The 17,173-nt window shown below is 69.3% G+C and carries 19 protein-coding genes; 18 read left to right on the top strand and 1 reads right to left on the bottom strand.

The window, feature by feature from the left end; all coding sequences use genetic code 11:
• The first annotated feature begins 133 nt into the window (after positions 1–133).
• On the top strand, positions 134–4,024 hold the full coding sequence (locus BBK14_RS27700) for a DNA-directed RNA polymerase subunit beta' (RefSeq protein WP_071066150.1): 3,891 nt from the start codon (positions 134–136) through the stop codon (positions 4,022–4,024).
• Between the two features lie 252 nt (positions 4,025–4,276).
• Here the strand turns inward: BBK14_RS27700 and mug are convergent, their stop codons facing one another.
• A complete protein-coding gene (gene mug / locus BBK14_RS27695; RefSeq protein ID WP_071066149.1) occupies positions 4,277–5,134 on the bottom strand; it encodes a G/U mismatch-specific DNA glycosylase in 858 nt (285 codons plus the stop codon).
• Between the two features lie 948 nt (positions 5,135–6,082).
• On the opposite strand from mug, the gene rpsL reads away from it, so the two are divergent.
• From rpsL to rplX, 17 genes are all read left to right on the top strand, one after another.
• Positions 6,083–6,457 carry a 30S ribosomal protein S12 gene (gene rpsL, locus BBK14_RS27690; protein WP_009740532.1) on the top strand — a complete coding sequence of 125 codons (375 nt, stop codon included), beginning with the start codon at positions 6,083–6,085 and terminating at the stop codon, positions 6,455–6,457.
• Positions 6,457–6,927 carry a 30S ribosomal protein S7 gene (gene rpsG, locus BBK14_RS27685; protein ID WP_071066148.1) on the top strand — a complete coding sequence of 157 codons (471 nt, stop codon included), beginning with the start codon at positions 6,457–6,459 and terminating at the stop codon, positions 6,925–6,927. Before rpsL ends, rpsG begins: the two co-directional genes overlap by 1 nt.
• A gap of 6 nt (positions 6,928–6,933) precedes the next feature.
• Entirely contained in the window at positions 6,934–9,030 is a 2,097-nt protein-coding gene (gene fusA, locus BBK14_RS27680) for an elongation factor G (protein WP_071066147.1), read from the top strand.
• Positions 9,031–9,127: 97 nt separating this feature from the next.
• Positions 9,128–10,321: an elongation factor Tu gene (gene tuf, locus BBK14_RS27675; protein WP_020463479.1), complete on the top strand. Its 1,194-nt coding sequence runs from the start codon at positions 9,128–9,130 to the stop codon at positions 10,319–10,321.
• Between the two features lie 288 nt (positions 10,322–10,609).
• Positions 10,610–10,918 carry a 30S ribosomal protein S10 gene (rpsJ, locus tag BBK14_RS27670; RefSeq protein WP_006539131.1) on the top strand — a complete coding sequence of 103 codons (309 nt, stop codon included), beginning with the start codon at positions 10,610–10,612 and terminating at the stop codon, positions 10,916–10,918.
• 18 nt (positions 10,919–10,936) lie between these two features.
• On the top strand, positions 10,937–11,647 hold the full coding sequence (gene rplC / locus BBK14_RS27665) for a 50S ribosomal protein L3 (protein WP_020463478.1): 711 nt from the start codon (positions 10,937–10,939) through the stop codon (positions 11,645–11,647).
• Entirely contained in the window at positions 11,644–12,363 is a 720-nt protein-coding gene (gene rplD, locus BBK14_RS27660) for a 50S ribosomal protein L4 (protein WP_071066146.1), read from the top strand. Before rplC ends, rplD begins: the two co-directional genes overlap by 4 nt.
• Positions 12,360–12,656: a 50S ribosomal protein L23 gene (gene rplW / locus BBK14_RS27655; RefSeq protein WP_018505130.1), complete on the top strand. Its 297-nt coding sequence runs from the start codon at positions 12,360–12,362 to the stop codon at positions 12,654–12,656. The genes rplD and rplW overlap by 4 nt, the downstream gene beginning before the upstream one ends.
• A 58-nt stretch (positions 12,657–12,714) precedes the next feature.
• Positions 12,715–13,548, top strand: a complete 834-nt coding sequence (rplB, locus tag BBK14_RS27650) for a 50S ribosomal protein L2 (RefSeq protein WP_071066145.1) — start codon at positions 12,715–12,717, stop codon at positions 13,546–13,548.
• 75 nt (positions 13,549–13,623) lie between these two features.
• The gene (rpsS, locus tag BBK14_RS27645) at positions 13,624–13,905 is read left to right on the top strand and encodes a 30S ribosomal protein S19 (RefSeq protein ID WP_071066144.1); all 282 of its coding nucleotides are present in this window, start codon (positions 13,624–13,626) and stop codon (positions 13,903–13,905) included.
• Complete coding sequence (gene rplV, locus BBK14_RS27640) at positions 13,898–14,320, top strand: 50S ribosomal protein L22 (RefSeq protein WP_018505127.1); 423 nt, start codon at positions 13,898–13,900, stop codon at positions 14,318–14,320. The genes rpsS and rplV overlap by 8 nt, the downstream gene beginning before the upstream one ends.
• On the top strand, positions 14,320–15,297 hold the full coding sequence (gene rpsC, locus BBK14_RS27635) for a 30S ribosomal protein S3 (protein WP_071066143.1): 978 nt from the start codon (positions 14,320–14,322) through the stop codon (positions 15,295–15,297). The genes rplV and rpsC overlap by 1 nt, the downstream gene beginning before the upstream one ends.
• A gap of 6 nt (positions 15,298–15,303) precedes the next feature.
• Positions 15,304–15,720, top strand: a complete 417-nt coding sequence (rplP, locus tag BBK14_RS27630) for a 50S ribosomal protein L16 (RefSeq protein ID WP_018505125.1) — start codon at positions 15,304–15,306, stop codon at positions 15,718–15,720.
• Positions 15,720–15,971 carry a 50S ribosomal protein L29 gene (gene rpmC / locus BBK14_RS27625; protein WP_020463474.1) on the top strand — a complete coding sequence of 84 codons (252 nt, stop codon included), beginning with the start codon at positions 15,720–15,722 and terminating at the stop codon, positions 15,969–15,971. Before rplP ends, rpmC begins: the two co-directional genes overlap by 1 nt.
• A 20-nt stretch (positions 15,972–15,991) precedes the next feature.
• On the top strand, positions 15,992–16,300 hold the full coding sequence (gene rpsQ, locus BBK14_RS27620; RefSeq protein WP_116430163.1) for a 30S ribosomal protein S17: 309 nt from the start codon (positions 15,992–15,994) through the stop codon (positions 16,298–16,300).
• A 156-nt stretch (positions 16,301–16,456) separates the two neighbouring features.
• On the top strand, positions 16,457–16,825 hold the full coding sequence (rplN, locus tag BBK14_RS27615; RefSeq protein WP_071066141.1) for a 50S ribosomal protein L14: 369 nt from the start codon (positions 16,457–16,459) through the stop codon (positions 16,823–16,825).
• A gap of 3 nt (positions 16,826–16,828) precedes the next feature.
• A complete protein-coding gene (gene rplX, locus BBK14_RS27610; protein ID WP_020463472.1) occupies positions 16,829–17,155 on the top strand; it encodes a 50S ribosomal protein L24 in 327 nt (108 codons plus the stop codon).
• Positions 17,156–17,173 lie beyond the last annotated feature (18 nt).

Here is a 17,173-nt window from a genome sequence, read left to right as displayed (position 1 = left end):
CGCCGACCGGCTGCGGCCGGTCACGGCGGGCCCCCGCCCCCGTCCACTCGTGCCACCCGGGTAGGAGCCCACAGGCCCCGGCCCGGGGGCCCCGGCAGCGTCCCGACTGAGAAAGAGAGAGCAGGCGACAGTCTTGCTGGACGTCAACTTCTTCGACGAGCTGCGCATCGGCCTGGCCACCGCGGACGACATCCGCCAGTGGTCGTTCGGTGAGGTCAAGAAGCCGGAGACGATCAACTACCGCACCCTCAAGCCGGAGAAGGACGGGCTCTTCTGCGAGAAGATCTTCGGTCCGACCCGGGACTGGGAGTGCTACTGCGGGAAGTACAAGCGGGTCCGGTTCAAGGGCATCATCTGTGAGCGCTGTGGCGTCGAGGTCACCCGCGCCAAGGTGCGCCGCGAGCGGATGGGCCACATCGAGCTCGCCGCCCCCGTCACCCACATCTGGTACTTCAAGGGCGTGCCGAGCCGTCTCGGCTACCTGCTCGACCTGGCGCCGAAGGACCTCGAGAAGGTCATCTACTTCGCCGCCTACATGATCACCAAGGTCGACATCGACTCCCGGCACCGCGACCTGCCGACTCTCGAGGCCCGCATCGGCGTCGAGAAGCAGCAGCTCGAGGACAAGAAGAACGCCGACGTCGAGACCCGCCAGCGCAAGCTGGAGGAGGACCTGGCGCAGCTCGAGGCCGAAGGCGCCAAGGGCGACGCCCGCCGCAAGGTGCGCGAGTCGGCCGAGCGCGAGATGCGCCAGATCCGGGACCGCTCCCAGCGCAAGATCGACGACCTCGACCGGGTCTTCGATCGGTTCAAGAACATGAAGGTCCAGGACCTCGAGCCGGACGAGCTGCTCTTCCGCGAACTGCGCGACCGGTTCGGCCAGTACTTCGAGGGCGGCATGGGCGCCGAGGCGCTGCAGCACCGGCTCGCCGACTTCGATCTGGCCGCCGAGGCGGAGTCGCTGCGCGAGACCATCCGCAGCGGCAAGGGGCAGAAGAAGGCCCGCGCGCTCAAGCGGCTCAAGGTCGTGTCGGCGTTCCTGAACACCCGCAACTCCCCGATGGGGATGGTGCTCGACTGCGTTCCGGTGATCCCGCCGGACCTGCGGCCGATGGTCCAGCTCGACGGTGGCCGGTTCGCCACCTCCGACCTGAACGACCTGTACCGCCGGGTGATCAACCGGAACAACCGGCTCAAGCGGCTGCTCGACCTCGGCGCGCCCGAGATCATCGTCAACAACGAGAAGCGGATGCTGCAGGAGGCCGTCGACGCGCTGTTCGACAACGGCCGCCGCGGCCGGCCCGTCACCGGGCCCGGCAACCGTCCGCTCAAGTCGCTGTCCGACATGCTCAAGGGCAAGCAGGGCCGGTTCCGCCAGAACCTGCTCGGCAAGCGCGTCGACTACTCGGGCCGTTCGGTCATCGTGGTCGGCCCGCAGCTCAAGCTGCACCAGTGCGGCCTGCCCAAGCAGATGGCGCTCGAGCTGTTCAAGCCGTTCGTGATGAAGCGCCTGGTCGACCTCAACCACGCGCAGAACATCAAGTCGGCCAAGCGCATGGTCGAGCGGGCCCGCCCGGTCGTGTGGGACGTCCTCGAAGAGGTCATCACCGAACACCCCGTGCTGCTCAACCGGGCGCCGACCCTGCACCGCCTCGGCATCCAGGCCTTCGAGCCGCAGCTGGTCGAGGGCAAGGCCATCCAGATCCACCCGCTGGTCTGCACCGCGTTCAACGCGGACTTCGACGGTGACCAGATGGCGGTGCACCTGCCGCTGTCCGCCGAGGCGCAGGCCGAGGCCCGGATCCTGATGCTGTCGAGCAACAACATCCTGTCGCCGGCGTCGGGCCGTCCGCTGGCCATGCCCAGCCTCGACATGGTCACCGGGGTGTTCCACCTGTCCCGGGTGTCCGAGGGTGCGATCGGCGAGGGCCGGTTCTTCTCCAGCGTCGCCGAGGCCCAGATGGCCTTCGACGCGCGGGAGATCCACCTGCAGGCCCGCATCCAGGTGCGGCTGCGGGAGAGCACGCCCCCCGCCGAGTGGGCGCCGCCCGCCGACTGGCTGCCGGGTGACCCGTTCACCCTGGAGACCACGTTCGGGCGCTGCCTGCTCAACGAGGCGCTGCCGGAGGGCTACCCCTTCATCAACGCCCAGCTGAACAAGAAGGCGCAGGCGGCGATCGTCAACGACCTCGCCGAGCGGTACCCGAAGATCCAGGTCGCTGCGACGCTGGACGCCCTCAAGAGCGCCGGTTTCTACTGGGCCACCCGGTCCGGTGTGACGGTGGCGATCGAGGACGTCGTGGCTCCGCCGAACAAGGCCCAGATCCTCGACGAGTACGAGCAGCGGGCCGAGCGGGTCGAGAAGCAGTTCGGCCGCGGTTTCCTCTCCGACGAGGAGCGCCGCAGCGAGCTGGTGCAGATCTGGACCGAGGCGACGAACAAGATCGCCGAGGCCATGGAGGCGAACTTCCCGGAGACCAACCCGGTCTACACGCTGGTCAACTCCGGGGCCGCCGGAAACATGATGCAGATCCGGCAGCTCGCCGGCATGCGCGGACTGGTCTCCAACCCCAAGGGTGAGATCATCCCGCGGCCGATCAAGGCGAACTTCCGCGAGGGCCTCACCGTCGTCGAGTACTTCATCTCGACGCACGGTGCCCGTAAGGGTCTCGCCGACACCGCCCTGCGGACCGCCGACTCGGGTTACCTGACCCGTCGTCTGGTGGACGTCAGCCAGGACGTCATCGTCCGCGAGGAGGACTGCGGCACCGAGCGCGGCATCCTGACCCGGATCGCCCGCAAGGGACCGGACGGGGTGCTGGTGCGCGACCGCTACGCGGAGACCTCCGCGTACGCCCGCTCGCTCGCCTCCGACGCGGTGGACGCCCAGGGTGAGGTCGTCGTCCCGGCCGGCGCCGACGCCGGCGACGTGGTCATCGGCCAGATCATCGAGGCCGGGATCGAGTCGGTGCGGGTGCGCTCGGCGCTCACCTGCGAGTCGCGGATGGGTGTCTGCGCGCACTGCTACGGCCGCTCGCTGGCCACCGGCAAGCTGGTGGACGTGGGCGAGGCCGTCGGCATCGTCGCCGCCCAGTCCATCGGTGAGCCGGGAACCCAGCTCACGATGCGTACCTTCCACAGCGGTGGCGTCGCCGGTGACGACATCACCCAGGGTCTGCCGCGTGTCGTCGAGCTGTTCGAGGCCCGTAGCCCCAAGGGCAAGGCCCCGATCAGCGAGGTCGTCGGCCGGGTCAAGATCGAGGAGACGGAGAAGACCTTCAAGGTCGTCATCGTCCCCGACGACGGCAGTGAGGAGATCGCCTATCCGGTCTCCCGCCGCTCCCGGCTGCGGGTCCGTGAGGGCGAGCGGGTCGACGTCGGCGCCCAGCTGATCGACGGCGCCGTCGACCCGCACGAGGTGCTGCGCATCCTCGGCCCGCGCCAGGTGCAGCTCCACCTGGTCGACCAGGTCCAGGAGGTGTACCGGTCGCAGGGTGTGTCGATCCACGACAAGCACATCGAGATCATCATCCGCCAGATGCTCAAGCGGGTGAACGTGCTCGAGTCGGGGGAGACCACGCTGCTGCCGGGTGAGCTCGTCGAGCGCGCCCGCTTCGAGGGCGAGAACCGGCGCGTGGTGGAGATCGGCGGCCAGCCGGCCTCGGCCCGCCCGGTGCTCATGGGCATCACCAAGGCCTCGCTGGCCACCGAGTCGTGGCTGTCGGCGGCGTCCTTCCAGGAGACCACCCGGGTGCTCACCGACGCGGCGATCAACGCCCGCTCGGACTCGCTGGTCGGCCTCAAGGAGAACGTCATCATCGGAAAGCTCATCCCGGCGGGTACCGGCATCTCCCGGTACCGCAACATCCGGGTGGAGCCGACCGACGAGGCGCGCGCGGCGATGTACTCGGTCAGCGGCTACGAGGACGGCGCCTCGGTCGAGTACGGCGCCTTCGGTGCCGGATCCGGCCAGGCCGTCCCGCTGGACGAGTTCGACTACCGCAGCTCGGGCGACTACCGCTGAGCCGGCGCGCCTGACTCCGGTGCCGGGTGACCGCGGCAGTGACCGCGCTCGTCCGGCACCCGGTGCCAGGCCTGGTGTCTGACGGCCGGGCGCTCGTCGCCTGGCGTCAGGCGCCCGGTGTCGGGTATCCGGCTCGGGCGTCCGACTCTTGTGACCGGGACGGCCCGGTGAACCGTGCAGGTACGCGGTTCACCGGGCCGTTCGGCGTTTGCGTCGGCCGGCGCCACCGACCGCCGTCGCCGTCAGCCGCCGTCAGCCGCCGCCGTGTCCGGACCTGAGCCCAGGACCCGCGGTCGGGCCCGCTGTCGGCGTGGTGGCCGTGACAGGCCCGAAGGCGGCCTCGCGCAGTTCGCCGTAGACCCGGACAAGGTCGGGTAGCTGGTAGTGCGCGTTCAGCCCACTGGGGTTCGGTAGCAGCCACACCCCGGCGGGACCGATGCGCTCCGGCTGTCGACCGACCTTCGCCGTCCGCCGCCCGAAGCCGATGCGGTACGCGGCGAGCCCGAGAAAGGCGACCCATTCCGGGCGGATCCGTTCGACAAGCTCGATGAGTACCGGCACACCGGCCCTGATTTCGTCGTCAGCGATCTCATCGGCGCGAGCGGTCGAGCGGTGCACCAGATTCGTGATTCCGATGCCCCGGGCGCGTAGGTGCTCGGTCTCGGACGGATGCAGCCGGCGCCCGGTGAACCCGGCGAAGTGCAGGACCGGCCAGAGCCGATTGCTGGGCGTCCCGAAATGGAATCCGGTGGCGCCGGACTCCAGGGACGGATTGATACCGCACAGCAGCACCCGGGTCTCCGGACCGACGAGGTCCGGGACGGTCTTCCCATAGGCCGCGAGAAGCTCCGCACGGTCCGGTCGGGGCCGCCGCGGCGGCTTCGGTGACCTCAGCGCCGCCGGCCCGGCTACAGGCGTGTCGGCGGCCTCCGGTGCCGGGGCGGCTTCTTGCACCGGCGCGGCTTCCGTTCCCGGCGTCGCAGCTTCTGATGGCAGCGTGGGGCCCGTCGACAGGGTGAGCGTCTGCGACGGCGTGTCTTCTGGTGTCTGGTCGGCCGGGGACGGCTGGTCCGGCGCGGTGCCCTGGCTGGGCGGTCTGGTGCTGGCCATCCTGGCATCCTCGTTTGTCGCCGCCCCTGCGGATCATCCACCCCCACCCGAATCAGCCCACCGTAGATCAGGGCGCTCCGCGCCGGCCCGCGAGATGTGTGGCGGGTGAGTGAGTCCATGGACTCACTCACCCGCCACACATCTCCATGGGGCGTGGTCCAAGGGGGGCTGGCTGGCCAATAGATCTTGTTTTGGGGGGCTTTTCCTGGGGCGGGGCGGGGCGGCGGCCGGGGGGGATGCCGCCTCGGGTCGAGTCTCGGCTCCGGCTCCGCGTCCTGAGTGCCGGTCCTGGGCCCTGGGTCTGGTCCTCGGCGCCTGGCTTCCCGGTCTCGGGGCCTTGGGTGGAGGAATTGATGGATGCCTTTCGGCAGGGCGTTCGTGGAGGCCGGAGGGGTCGGCGGTAGGGTTCGCAGTGGCTGTTTTCCCGGTGGGAGGACGGTTGTGTCGGTACCGGTCCGGCGGGTTGGCGGATACCGGTCCGTCCGTGGAGCGCGCAACGGCCAGGCGCAGGCAGGACGTCCGTCGTCCGGTCGCGCCTGTCGTGGTCGTCGGGTGATACCCCGTTCGACACTTGACGTGGGCGTGGAGTAGTGTTGGCGCCTGTGGCCGGAGTCCACGTGGCTCTGGCGTGTGTCCTGCGCCCAGACGTGGCGCCGTGGCGCCGAGAACCGACCGCTCAGGTCAGGTACTCAGGCCGCCGTCGGTGACAGTCGGGTTCGGTCCGGCAGAGTCGGGCGGGTAGGCGCGCTCCTTCTGGGACGTATCGGACTTCCGGTACTTACAGAGGGCGCGACACGCCCGACCGCGTGGGTCGGGAACGGATACTCCGGCGCTCACGCTCCGTGCCATCCAGGCGAGGAGCGGCACCGCGACACAGCAGGCAGACAGGCCGGCCATCCGGGATGGCTGCCGGCGAGTACGACGAGGCACGAAGGAACGGGAGCGGCGTTGCCCACGATCCAGCAGCTGGTCCGCAAGGGCCGGCAGGACAAGGTCGAGAAGACCAAGACCCCGGCACTCAAGGGGAGCCCGCAGCGTCGTGGCGTGTGCACCCGCGTCTACACGACCACCCCCAAGAAGCCGAACTCGGCGCTGCGCAAGGTGGCACGCGTCCGGCTGAACAGCGGGATCGAGGTCACGGCCTACATCCCCGGGGTCGGTCACAACCTGCAGGAGCACTCGATCGTCCTGGTGCGTGGTGGCCGTGTGAAGGACCTCCCGGGCGTTCGCTACAAGATTGTCCGGGGCGCTCTCGACACGCAGGGCGTCCGTAACCGGAAGCAGGCTCGCAGCCGCTACGGCGCGAAGAAGGAGAAGGGCTAATGCCGCGCAAGGGGCCCGCGCCCAAGCACCCCGTCGTCRTCGACCCGGTCTACGGCTCGCCGCTGGTGACCGCCCTGGTCAACAAGGTGCTGCTGAGCGGCAAGAAGTCGGTCGCGGAGCGCATCGTGTACGGCGCGCTCGAGGGCGCCAAGAACAAGACCGGCAACGACCCGGTCGTCACGCTCAAGCGTGCGCTGGACAACGTCAAGCCCACGCTGGAGGTGCGCAGCCGCCGAGTAGGTGGCGCCACCTACCAGGTGCCGGTCGAGGTCCGCGMGGGCCGCAGCACCACGCTCGCGCTGCGCTGGATCGTCGGGTACTCCCGCGGCCGTCGTGAGAAGACGATGACCGAGCGCCTGATGAACGAGCTGATCGACGCGAGCAACGGCCTCGGCGCGAGCGTGAAGCGCCGGGAGGACACCCACAAGATGGCGGAGTCCAACAAGGCCTTCGCCCACTACCGCTGGTAACTCATCATGGCTGCTGACGCACGTGCCGCACTGGCCGCGACCCGGAACATCGGGATCATGGCCCACATCGACGCAGGCAAGACCACGACCACCGAGCGCATCCTCTTCTACACCGGTGTGAACTACAAGATCGGTGAAGTCCACGAGGGTGGCGCCACGATGGACTGGATGGAGCAGGAGCAGGAGCGGGGGATCACTATCACCTCCGCCGCCACCACCTGCTCGTGGCGTGACCACACCATCAACATCATCGACACCCCGGGCCACGTCGACTTCACCGTCGAGGTGGAGCGGTCCCTGCGCGTCCTCGACGGAGCGGTCGCGGTGTTCGACGCCGTCGCCGGCGTCGAGCCGCAGAGTGAGACGGTCTGGAAGCAGGCCGACCGCTACGACGTCCCGCGGATCGCGTTCGTCAACAAGATGGACCGGGTCGGCGCCGAGTTCCACCGCTGCGTCGACATGATGGTCGACCGGCTGGACGCGACGCCCGCCGTCATCCAGCTGCCCTGGGGTGTCGAGGCGGACTTCCGTGGCGTGATCGACCTGATCCGCATGAAGGGCCTGCTCTGGCACACCGAGGACAAGGGCGCCTCGTTCGAGACCGTCGACATCCCGACCGACCACGCCGAAGCCGCGCAGGAATGGCGGGAGAAGCTGGTCGAGACCGTCGCCGAGAACGACGACGAGCTCATGGAGCTCTACCTCGAGGGCGTCGAGCCCACCGAGGAGCAGCTCATGGCGGCGCTGCGGCGGTCCACGGTGGCCAGCAAGGTCAACCCGGTGCTCTGCGGTTCCGCGTTCAAGAACAAGGGCGTGCAGCCCATGCTCGACGCGGTCGTGGACTTCCTCCCCTCGCCGACGGACATCGGCTCGGTCACCGGCCACGCGGTCGGCAAGGAAGAAACCGAGATCGTCCGCGAGGCTGACGACGACGCGCCGTTCTCGGCGCTGGCCTTCAAGATCATGTCGGACCCGTACGTCGGCAAGCTGACCTACATCCGGGTGTACTCCGGCAAGATCACCAGCGGTACCGCGGTGCTCAACTCGACCAAGGACCGCAAGGAGCGCATCGGCCGCATCCTGCAGATGCACGCCAACCACCGGGAGGACCGGGACGGTGTGGGCGCGGGTCAGATCGTGGCCGTGGTGGGCCTGAAGAACACCACCACCGGCGACACGCTGTGTGACCCGAACTCGCCGGTCATCCTCGAGTCGATGATCTTCCCTGCCCCGGTCATCGACGTCGCCATCGAGCCGAAGACGAAGGCTGACCAGCAGAAGCTGGGCACCGCGATCCAGCGGCTCACCGAAGAGGACCCGACCTTCCAGGTCCGCACCGACGAGGAGACCGGTCAGACGGTCATCGCCGGTATGGGTGAGCTGCACCTCGAGGTCTTCGTCGACCGGATGCGCCGCGAGTACGGCGTCGAGGCGAACGTCGGCAAGCCGCAGGTGGCCTACCGCGAGACCATCCGCCGCAAGGTGGAGAAGGTCGACTACACCCACAAGAAGCAGACGGGTGGGTCCGGGCAGTACGCCCGCGTGATCATCGACCTGGAGCCCTCCGGCGGCGACGGCGGCGGCTACGAGTTCGAGAACAAGGTGACCGGCGGACGCATCCCGCGGGAGTTCATCCCGTCGGTGGACGCCGGCTGCCAGGAGGCCATGGAGTTCGGCGTCCTGGCCGGTTACCCGCTCGTCGACGTCAAGGTCACGCTACGGGACGGCCAGTTCCACGAGGTCGACTCCTCCGAGCTCGCCTTCAAGATCGCCGGTTCCATGGCCTTCAAGGACGCGGCCCGGAAGGCCGACCCGGTCATCCTCGAGCCGATGATGTCGGTCGAGGTCACGACGCCCGAGGACCACATGGGCGACGTGATCGGCGACCTCAACTCGCGGCGTGGGCAGATCCAGGCCATGGACGAGCGGGGCGGTTCCCGGATCGTCAAGGCCCTGGTGCCGCTCTCGGAGATGTTCGGGTACGTCGGCGACCTGCGGTCGAAGACCTCCGGGCGGGCGAGCTACTCGATGCAGTTCGACTCCTACGCCGAAGTCCCGCAGAACGTCGCCAAGGACATCATCGCGAAGGCGAGGGGCGAGTAGCAGGCCCGCCGGGCCGGGCTGCCGGCACCACTGACGACAGCGCCAGCCCACTGGCGACGAAACAAGCACGACACCACCCGTCCTTGGAGGGACACCAGTGGCGAAGCAGAAGTTCGAGCGGACCAAGCCGCACGTCAACATCGGGACCATCGGTCACATCGACCATGGCAAGACGACGCTGACGGCCGCGATCACGAAGGTCCTGCACGACGCGCACCCGGACCTCAACCCGTTCACGCCGTTCGACCAGATCGACAAGGCGCCGGAGGAGAAGGCCCGCGGGATCACGATCTCGATCGCGCACGTCGAGTACCAGACCGACGCGCGGCACTACGCGCACGTCGACTGCCCCGGGCACGCCGACTACATCAAGAACATGATCACGGGTGCCGCACAGATGGACGGCGCGATCCTGGTGGTCTCGGCGACCGACGGCCCCATGCCGCAGACGAAGGAGCACGTGCTCCTGGCCCGCCAGGTCGGCGTGCCGTACATCGTCGTGGCGCTGAACAAGGCCGACATGGTCGACGACGAGGAGATCCTCGAGCTCGTCGAGCTCGAGGTCCGGGAGCTCCTGAACACCTACGAGTTCCCCGGCGACGACGTCCCGGTCATCCGCGTCTCCGCGCTCAAGGCGCTGGAGGGCGACAAGGAGTGGGGCGAGAAGCTCCTCGAGCTCATGGCGGCGGTGGACGCGTCCATCCCCGAGCCCGAGCGTGACATCGACCGGCCGTTCCTCATGCCGATCGAGGACGTGTTCACGATCACGGGTCGTGGCACGGTTGTCACGGGTCGTATCGAGCGTGGAATCGTCAAGGTCAACGAGACCGTGGAGATCGTCGGCATCAAGCCGGAGACCACCACGACGACCGTGACCGGCGTCGAGATGTTCCGCAAGCTGCTCGACGAGGGCCAGGCCGGTGACAACGTCGGCCTCCTCCTCCGTGGCATCAAGCGCGAGGACGTCGAGCGCGGCCAGGTCATCGTGAAGCCGAAGTCGATCACCCCCCACACGGTGTTCGAGGCGCGCGTCTACATCCTCAACAAGGACGAGGGTGGCCGGCACACGCCGTTCTTCAAGAACTACCGGCCGCAGTTCTACTTCCGCACCACCGACGTGACCGGCGTCGTGACCCTCCCCGAGGGCACCGAGATGGTCATGCCGGGCGACAACACCGAGATGACGGTCGAGCTCATCCAGCCGATCGCCATGGAGGAGGGCCTGCGGTTCGCCATCCGTGAGGGTGGCCGGACCGTCGGTGCGGGTCAGGTTCTGAAGGTCATCAAGTAGTGGCGGCGGGCGGCGGGTGCCCCAAGGGGTCCCGCCGCCCGCTGTTGCTGGCCGGCCACGCCGGGGCGTAACGCTCCGCGTCGCGACCAGGATCGCAAGCCGCCCGCGAGGGCCGCGCACGCGCGGCCGACGGGGCACCAGACAAGGCGGTACACCCGGCACGAACCCGGACCCGCCGGGCCGCCCGCCCTTTCCGGCGGCGGCCCGCGCCGCGGAGCGGGAAGAGGTCGACGGGGACCCGGTAGTGATACCGGCCGGACGAGACAGACAGGACAGGCGAAGCCCACCATGGCGGCACAGAAGATCCGCATCCGGCTCAAGGCCTATGACCACGAGGTCATCGACAGCTCGGCGCGGAAGATCGTCGAGACCGTGACGCGTACCGGTGCGCAGGTCGCGGGTCCGGTGCCGCTGCCGACGGAGAAGAACGTCTACTGCGTCATCCGGTCGCCGCACAAGTACAAGGACAGCCGCGAGCACTTCGAGATGCGGACGCACAAGCGGCTGATCGACATTCTTGACCCGACGCCGAAGACGGTCGACTCGCTGATGCGCCTCGACCTGCCCGCCGGCGTGGACATCGAGATCAAGCTGTAAGAGGGGCCGGCGCCAGTCATGCTCAACCGCAATTACAGAGGGCTCCTGGGCACCAAGCTCGGGATGACCCAGGTATGGGACGCGAACAACCGCGTCGTGCCGGTCACCGTCATCCAGGCCGGCCCCAACGTCGTGACCCAGGTCAAGACACCCGACTCCGACGGCTACTCGGCCGTCCAGCTCGGCTACGGCGAGATCGACCCGCGCCGGATCAACAAGCCGATGCGCGGCCACTTCGAGACCTCCGGTGCCACTCCCCGGCGGCACCTCGTCGAGCTGCGCACCGCGGACGCCGGCAACTACCGACCCGGCCAGCAGCTGACCGGTGAGGTGTTCGACGCCGGCCAGGTGGTCGACGTCACCGGCACCTCCAAGGGCAAGGGCTTCGCTGGTGTCATGAAGCGGCACGGCTTCAAGGGCCTGGGCGCCGGTCACGGCGTCGAGCGCAAGCACCGCTCGCCGGGTTCCGTCGGCGGCTGCGCCACTCCGGGGCGGGTCTTCAAGGGCCTGCGGATGGCCGGCCGGATGGGGCACGACCGTGTGACCGTGGCCGGACTGACCATCCACGCCGTCGACACCGAGCGCGGCTTCCTGCTGATCAAGGGTGCGATTCCCGGCCCCGACGGCGGTCTGGTCTTCGTTCGCAGCGCGGCCAAGCGCCCCGCTCCGGAGCCGGCCGCTCCGGTGGCGGCCGCGGCCGCCGGCACCGGTGAGGAGGCCTCGGCATGAGCCCGACGGCAACGATGACGAAGGAAGCCCCCGCCGAGGCGGACGCGCCGGTGGACCGCACGGTCCCGGTGCACGCCCCCGCGGGCGGCGACGCCGGCAGCGTCGAGCTGCCCGGCGCGGTGTTCGACGTGCCGGTGAACGTGCCGCTGATCCACCAGGTCGTCGTGGCGCAGCTCGCCGCGGCCCGGCAGGGCACGCACTCCACGAAGACCCGCGGCGAGGTCCGTGGCGGTGGGCGTAAGCCGTACCGCCAGAAGGGCACCGGCCGGGCACGGCAGGGCTCGCTGCGCGCGCCGCAGTTCACCGGCGGTGGCATCGTCCACGGCCCGACGCCGCGCAACTACGACCAGCGGACACCCAAGAAGATGAAGGCCGCCGCGCTGCGCGGGGCCCTGTCGGACCGGGCCCGCAACAACCGGCTGCACGTGGTCTCGTCGCTGGTCGCCGGTGACACCCCGTCGACCAAGTCGGCTGTGGCCGCGCTGACCAGCCTGGTGGACGCGCGCCGCGTCCTGGTCGTGGCCCTCCGCTCGGACGAGCTGACCTGGCTCAGCCTGCGCAACGTGGCCGAGGTCCACCTGCTCGACCCGGGCCAGCTCAACACCTACGACGTGCTGGTGAGTGACGACGTGGTGTTCACCGAGGGCGCGCTCACCGCGTACCTCGGTCGCGCCTCCCGTCCGGCGACCTCAGCCGGCGAGGAGGAGGACAAGTGATCCCCGACCCGCGAGACATCATTCTCCGGCCGGTCGTCTCCGAGAAGAGCTACGGCCTGCTCGACGAGAACGTCTACACGTTCATCGTCCGCCCCGACGCGAACAAGACCCAGATCAAGCTCGCCGTGCAGAAGATCTTCAACGTGCGGGTCACCCGGGTCAACACGATCAACCGGGCGGGCAAGCGCAAGCGGACCAAGCACGGCTGGGGACACCGCTCGGCCACCAAGCGGGCGCTCGTCAGCCTCGCGCCCGGTGACAGCATTGAGATCTTCGGAGGCCCCGGTGCCTGACACCCGCGTGGGGCGTACCCGGGTGCCGCTCGGCCCGGCGTCGGATCGGAAGTAGAGCATGGGTATTCGCAGGTACAAGCCGACGACGCCGGGGCGTCGTGGGTCGAGCGTCGCCGACTTCGTCGAGATCACCCGTGATCACCCCGAGAAGTCGCTCGTTCGCCCGTTGCACTCCAAGGGCGGCCGCAACGTCCACGGGCGGATCACGACCCGCCACCAGGGCGGCGGCCACAAGCGGGCCTACCGGATCATCGACTTCCGGCGGGACAAGGACGGCGTGCCGGCCAAGGTCGCGCACATCGAGTACGACCCGAACCGCACCGCGCGGATCGCCCTGCTGCACTACGTCGACGGCGAGAAGCGCTACATCCTCGCCCCGGTGAAGCTGCACCAGGGCGACATGGTCAGCTCRGGTGTCGGCGCGGACATCAAGCCGGGCAACGCCCTGCCGCTGCGCAACATCCCGACCGGCACCGTGGTCCACGCCATCGAGCTGCGTCCCGGCGGCGGCGCCAAGATCGCTCGCAGCGCCGGCACCAGTGTGCAGCTCGTCGCGAAGGACGGGCCGTACGCCCAGCTCCGGATGCCCTCCGGTGAGATCCGCAACGTCGACGTGCGCTGCCGCGCCACCGTCGGCGAGGTCGGCAACGCCGAGCAGAGCAACATCAACTGGGGCAAGGCCGGCCGCATGCGCTGGAAGGGCCGTCGGCCCACCGTGCGTGGTGTCGCGATGAACCCGGTCGACCACCCGCACGGTGGTGGTGAGGGCAAGACCTCCGGTGGCCGCCACCCGGTCAACCCGAAGGGCCGTCCGGAGGGCCGCACCCGCCGCACCAAGAAGTCCAGCGACGCGCTGATCGTCCGGCGCCGCAAGCAGAACAGGCGGCGGTAGTCATGACTCTGCTCRCCCGGCCGCCGGCCAGCTCGATCCRCACCCACCACTGAGCAGGAAGGAGGAGACACAGCCATGCCACGCAGTCTGAAAAAGGGCCCGTTCGTCGACGACCACCTGCTCAAGAAGGTGGACGCGCAGAACGCCAAGGGCACCAAGCACGTCATCCGGACCTGGTCGCGTCGTTCGACCGTGATCCCCGACATGCTGGGCCACACCATCGCCGTGCACGACGGGCGCAAGCACGTCCCCGTGTTCATCACCGAGGGAATGGTCGGGCACAAGCTCGGCGAGTTCGCGCCCACGCGCACCTTCCGCGGGCACGTCAAGGAGGACCGGAGGTCACGCCGTGGCTGACGACCTCGTCGACGGCCTGACCCGCGCCGGCCTGCCCGGCGCGAAGGCGACCGCTCGATACGTGCACACCTCGCCGACCAAGGCCCGTCGGGTCGTCGACCTGGTCCGCGGCCGGTCCGCGAGCGAGGCGCTCGACATCCTCCGGTTCGCGCCCCAGGCGGCGAGCACGGATGTCTACAAGGTCGTGGCGAGCGCGGTGGCGAACGCGGAGAACAACCACAACCTCGACCCGGCGACGCTGTGGATCGGCGCCGCCTATGTGGACGAGGGGCCGACGCTCAAGCGCATCCGGCCGCGCGCGCAGGGCCGGGCCTACCGGATCCGCAAGCGCACCAGCCACATCACGGTCGTGGTGGAGAGCCGGGAACCGGTGTCCACTGGCGCCGGCGCCAGGACTACAAGGAGGGCCCGGTAGTGGGGCAGAAGGTAAACCCGCACGGGTTCCGACTTGGCATCACGTCGGAGTTCACCTCCCGTTGGTACGCCGACAAGCAGTACAAGGCGTACGTCGGTGAGGACGTCAAGATTCGCAAGATGATGTCCAAGGGCATGGAGCGGGCCGGCATCAGCCGGGTCGACATCGAGCGCACCCAGGGTCGGCTGCGGGTGGACATCCACACCGCCCGCCCGGGCATCGTGATCGGCCGGCGTGGCGCCGAGGCCGACCGCATCCGCGGTGACCTCGAGAAGCTGACCGGCAAGCAGGTGCAGCTCAACATCCTCGAGGTGAAGAACCCCGAGGTCGACGCGCAGCTCGTGGCGCAGGGCGTCGCCGAGCAGCTCTCCAGCCGGGTCAGCTTCCGCCGCGCGATGCGTAAGGCGATGCAGTCCGCGATGAAGAGCGGCGCCAAGGGAATCCGGGTCCAGTGCTCGGGCCGCCTCGGCGGCGCCGAGATGAGCCGGTCGGAGTTCTACCGCGAGGGCCGGGTGCCGCTGCACACGCTGCGCGCGGACATCGACTACGGCTTCTACGAGGCCCGGACGAACTTCGGCCGTATCGGCGTGAAGGTCTGGATCTACAAGGGCGACATCGTCCAGAGCCGCGCGGAGCGGGAGGCCCAGGAGGCCCTGCTGCGTCAGCAGCGCCGGGAGCGCCCGCGCCGCGGGCCGCGCTCGGGCTCGTCCGGCACCACGCAGGGCGGGACGGACGCCGGTCGGGCCGCGGCCCGCGCCGGCGACCGCCGCGGTCGTGGTGGCAGCGGTGGCGGTGGCGGCTCGGCGGAGAAGGCTTCCGCCGCCGAGAAGGCCCCGGCGGAGAAGCCGGCGACCGAGTCGGCCGCGGTCGAGGGCACGCCGGTGGAGACCCCGGCGGTCACGCCCGAGACCACCGCGGCCCCGGCCGCAGCGACGACCGCCGAGGCCCAGGGCGCGCCGGAGAAGGCGGAGGGTTAGGAAAACATGCTTATTCCCCGGAAGGTCGCGCACCGCAAGCAGCACCACCCGAAGCGGACGGGCGCGGCCAAGGGCGGCACCAGGATCGCCTTCGGTGAGTACGCGATCCAGTCGCTGGAGTCGGCCTACGTGACGAACCGGCAGATCGAGTCGGCGCGTATCGCGATGACCCGGCACATCCGGCGTGGTGGAAAGGTCTGGATCAACATCTATCCGGACCGCCCGCTGACGAAGAAGCCCGCCGAGACCCGGATGGGTTCCGGCAAGGGCTCGCCGGAGTGGTGGGTCGCGAACGTGAAGCCCGGACGCATCATGTTCGAGCTTTCCGGCGTGGCCGAGCCGGTCGCCCGTGAGGCGATGCGGCGCGCCATCCACAAGCTGCCGATGAAGTGCCGTTTCGTGACCCGTGAGGGTGGTGCCTGATGGCCGTCACGACAACGGACGACCTGCGCAGCCTGCCCGCCACCGAGTTGGTCGACAAGCTGCGCGAGGCCAAGGAGGAGCTGTTCAACCTCCGCTTCCAGGCCGCGACCGGGCAGCTTCGCAACAACCGCCGGCTGCGTGACGTCCGCCGGGACATCGCCCGGATCTACACGGTCATGCGTGAGCGCGAGCTCGGGATGAGCGGCGATCCGGCCGTCGCGGTGGACGCCGCCGAGTCGGATCGGGCGTGAGCGCAGTGAGCGGAGAAGACGTGAGCGAAGTCAGCACGGACAGCATCCCCACCCCCAGCACCGCGGAGGCGCCTTCCGAGCGCGGCTTCCGYAAGGTGCGTGAGGGTCTGGTGATCAGCGGCAAGATGCAGAAGACGGTGGTCGTCGCTGTCGAGGACCGGGTCCAGCACCCGCTCTACGGCAAGACGATCCGCCGTACCAAGAGGGTCAAGGCGCACGACGAGAACGGCACCGTCGGTGTCGGCGACCGCGTCCTGCTGATGGAGACGCGGCCGCTGTCGGCCACCAAGCGCTGGCGGGTCGTCCAGATCCTCGAGAAGGCGAAGTAGGTCCCTCTGGGGATCGCGGTGGATCGGCCGGTGGCAGGGCTCGCGTGAGGCGGGCCCGCCGCCGGCCGGACACGCAGACCTCGCGGTCGTCACCGGTGGCAGTGAGTAGAGCCGGTCGGCGGCGGTCGGGCGGCAACGGGTGATCAGGAGCGGAAAGTGATTCAGCAGGAGTCGCGACTTCGGGTCGCCGACAACACCGGAGCCAGGGAAATTCTGTGCATCCGGGTGCTCGGCGGCTCTGGGCGTCGTTACGCGGGGATCGGCGACATCATCGTCGGCACGGTGAAGGACGCCCTGCCCGGCGCCGGCGTGAAGCGCGGCGACGTGGTCAAKGCGGTCGTGGTGCGCACCAAGAAGGAACGGCGGCGCCCGGACGGCTCCTACATCCGTTTCGACGAGAACGCCGCGGTGCTCATCCGGGACGGGGGAGACCCCCGTGGTACCCGCATCTTCGGGCCGGTCGGCCGCGAGCTGCGGGACAAGCGTTTCATGAAGATTATTTCGCTGGCGCCGGAGGTGCTGTAGACCGTGGCCGGTATGAAGATCAAGAAGGGCGACACGGTCCAGATCGTCACGGGCAAGGACCGCGGCCTGAAGGGCAAGGTCATCCGGGCCATCCCCGACCAGAACAAGGTCGTGGTCGAGGGCGCCAACCGGGTCACCCGGCACACCCGCGTCCAGCAGAGCTCGCGTGGCTCGCAGTCCGGCGGGATCGTCACCCAGGAGGCGCCGATCCACGTCAGCAACGTGATGATCGTCGACCCGTCCGACGGCCGTCCGACCCGCGTCGGTTACCGCTTCAACGACGACGGCACCAAGGTCCGGATCTCGCGCCGCACCGGTGCCGAGCTCTAGGCCCCCGGCGCAAGGCTA

The organism is Parafrankia soli, from assembly GCF_001854695.1.
Classification (GTDB): Bacteria; Actinomycetota; Actinomycetes; order Frankiales; family Frankiaceae; genus Parafrankia; species Parafrankia soli.
This window is presented reverse-complemented; position numbering and strand designations above follow the sequence as displayed.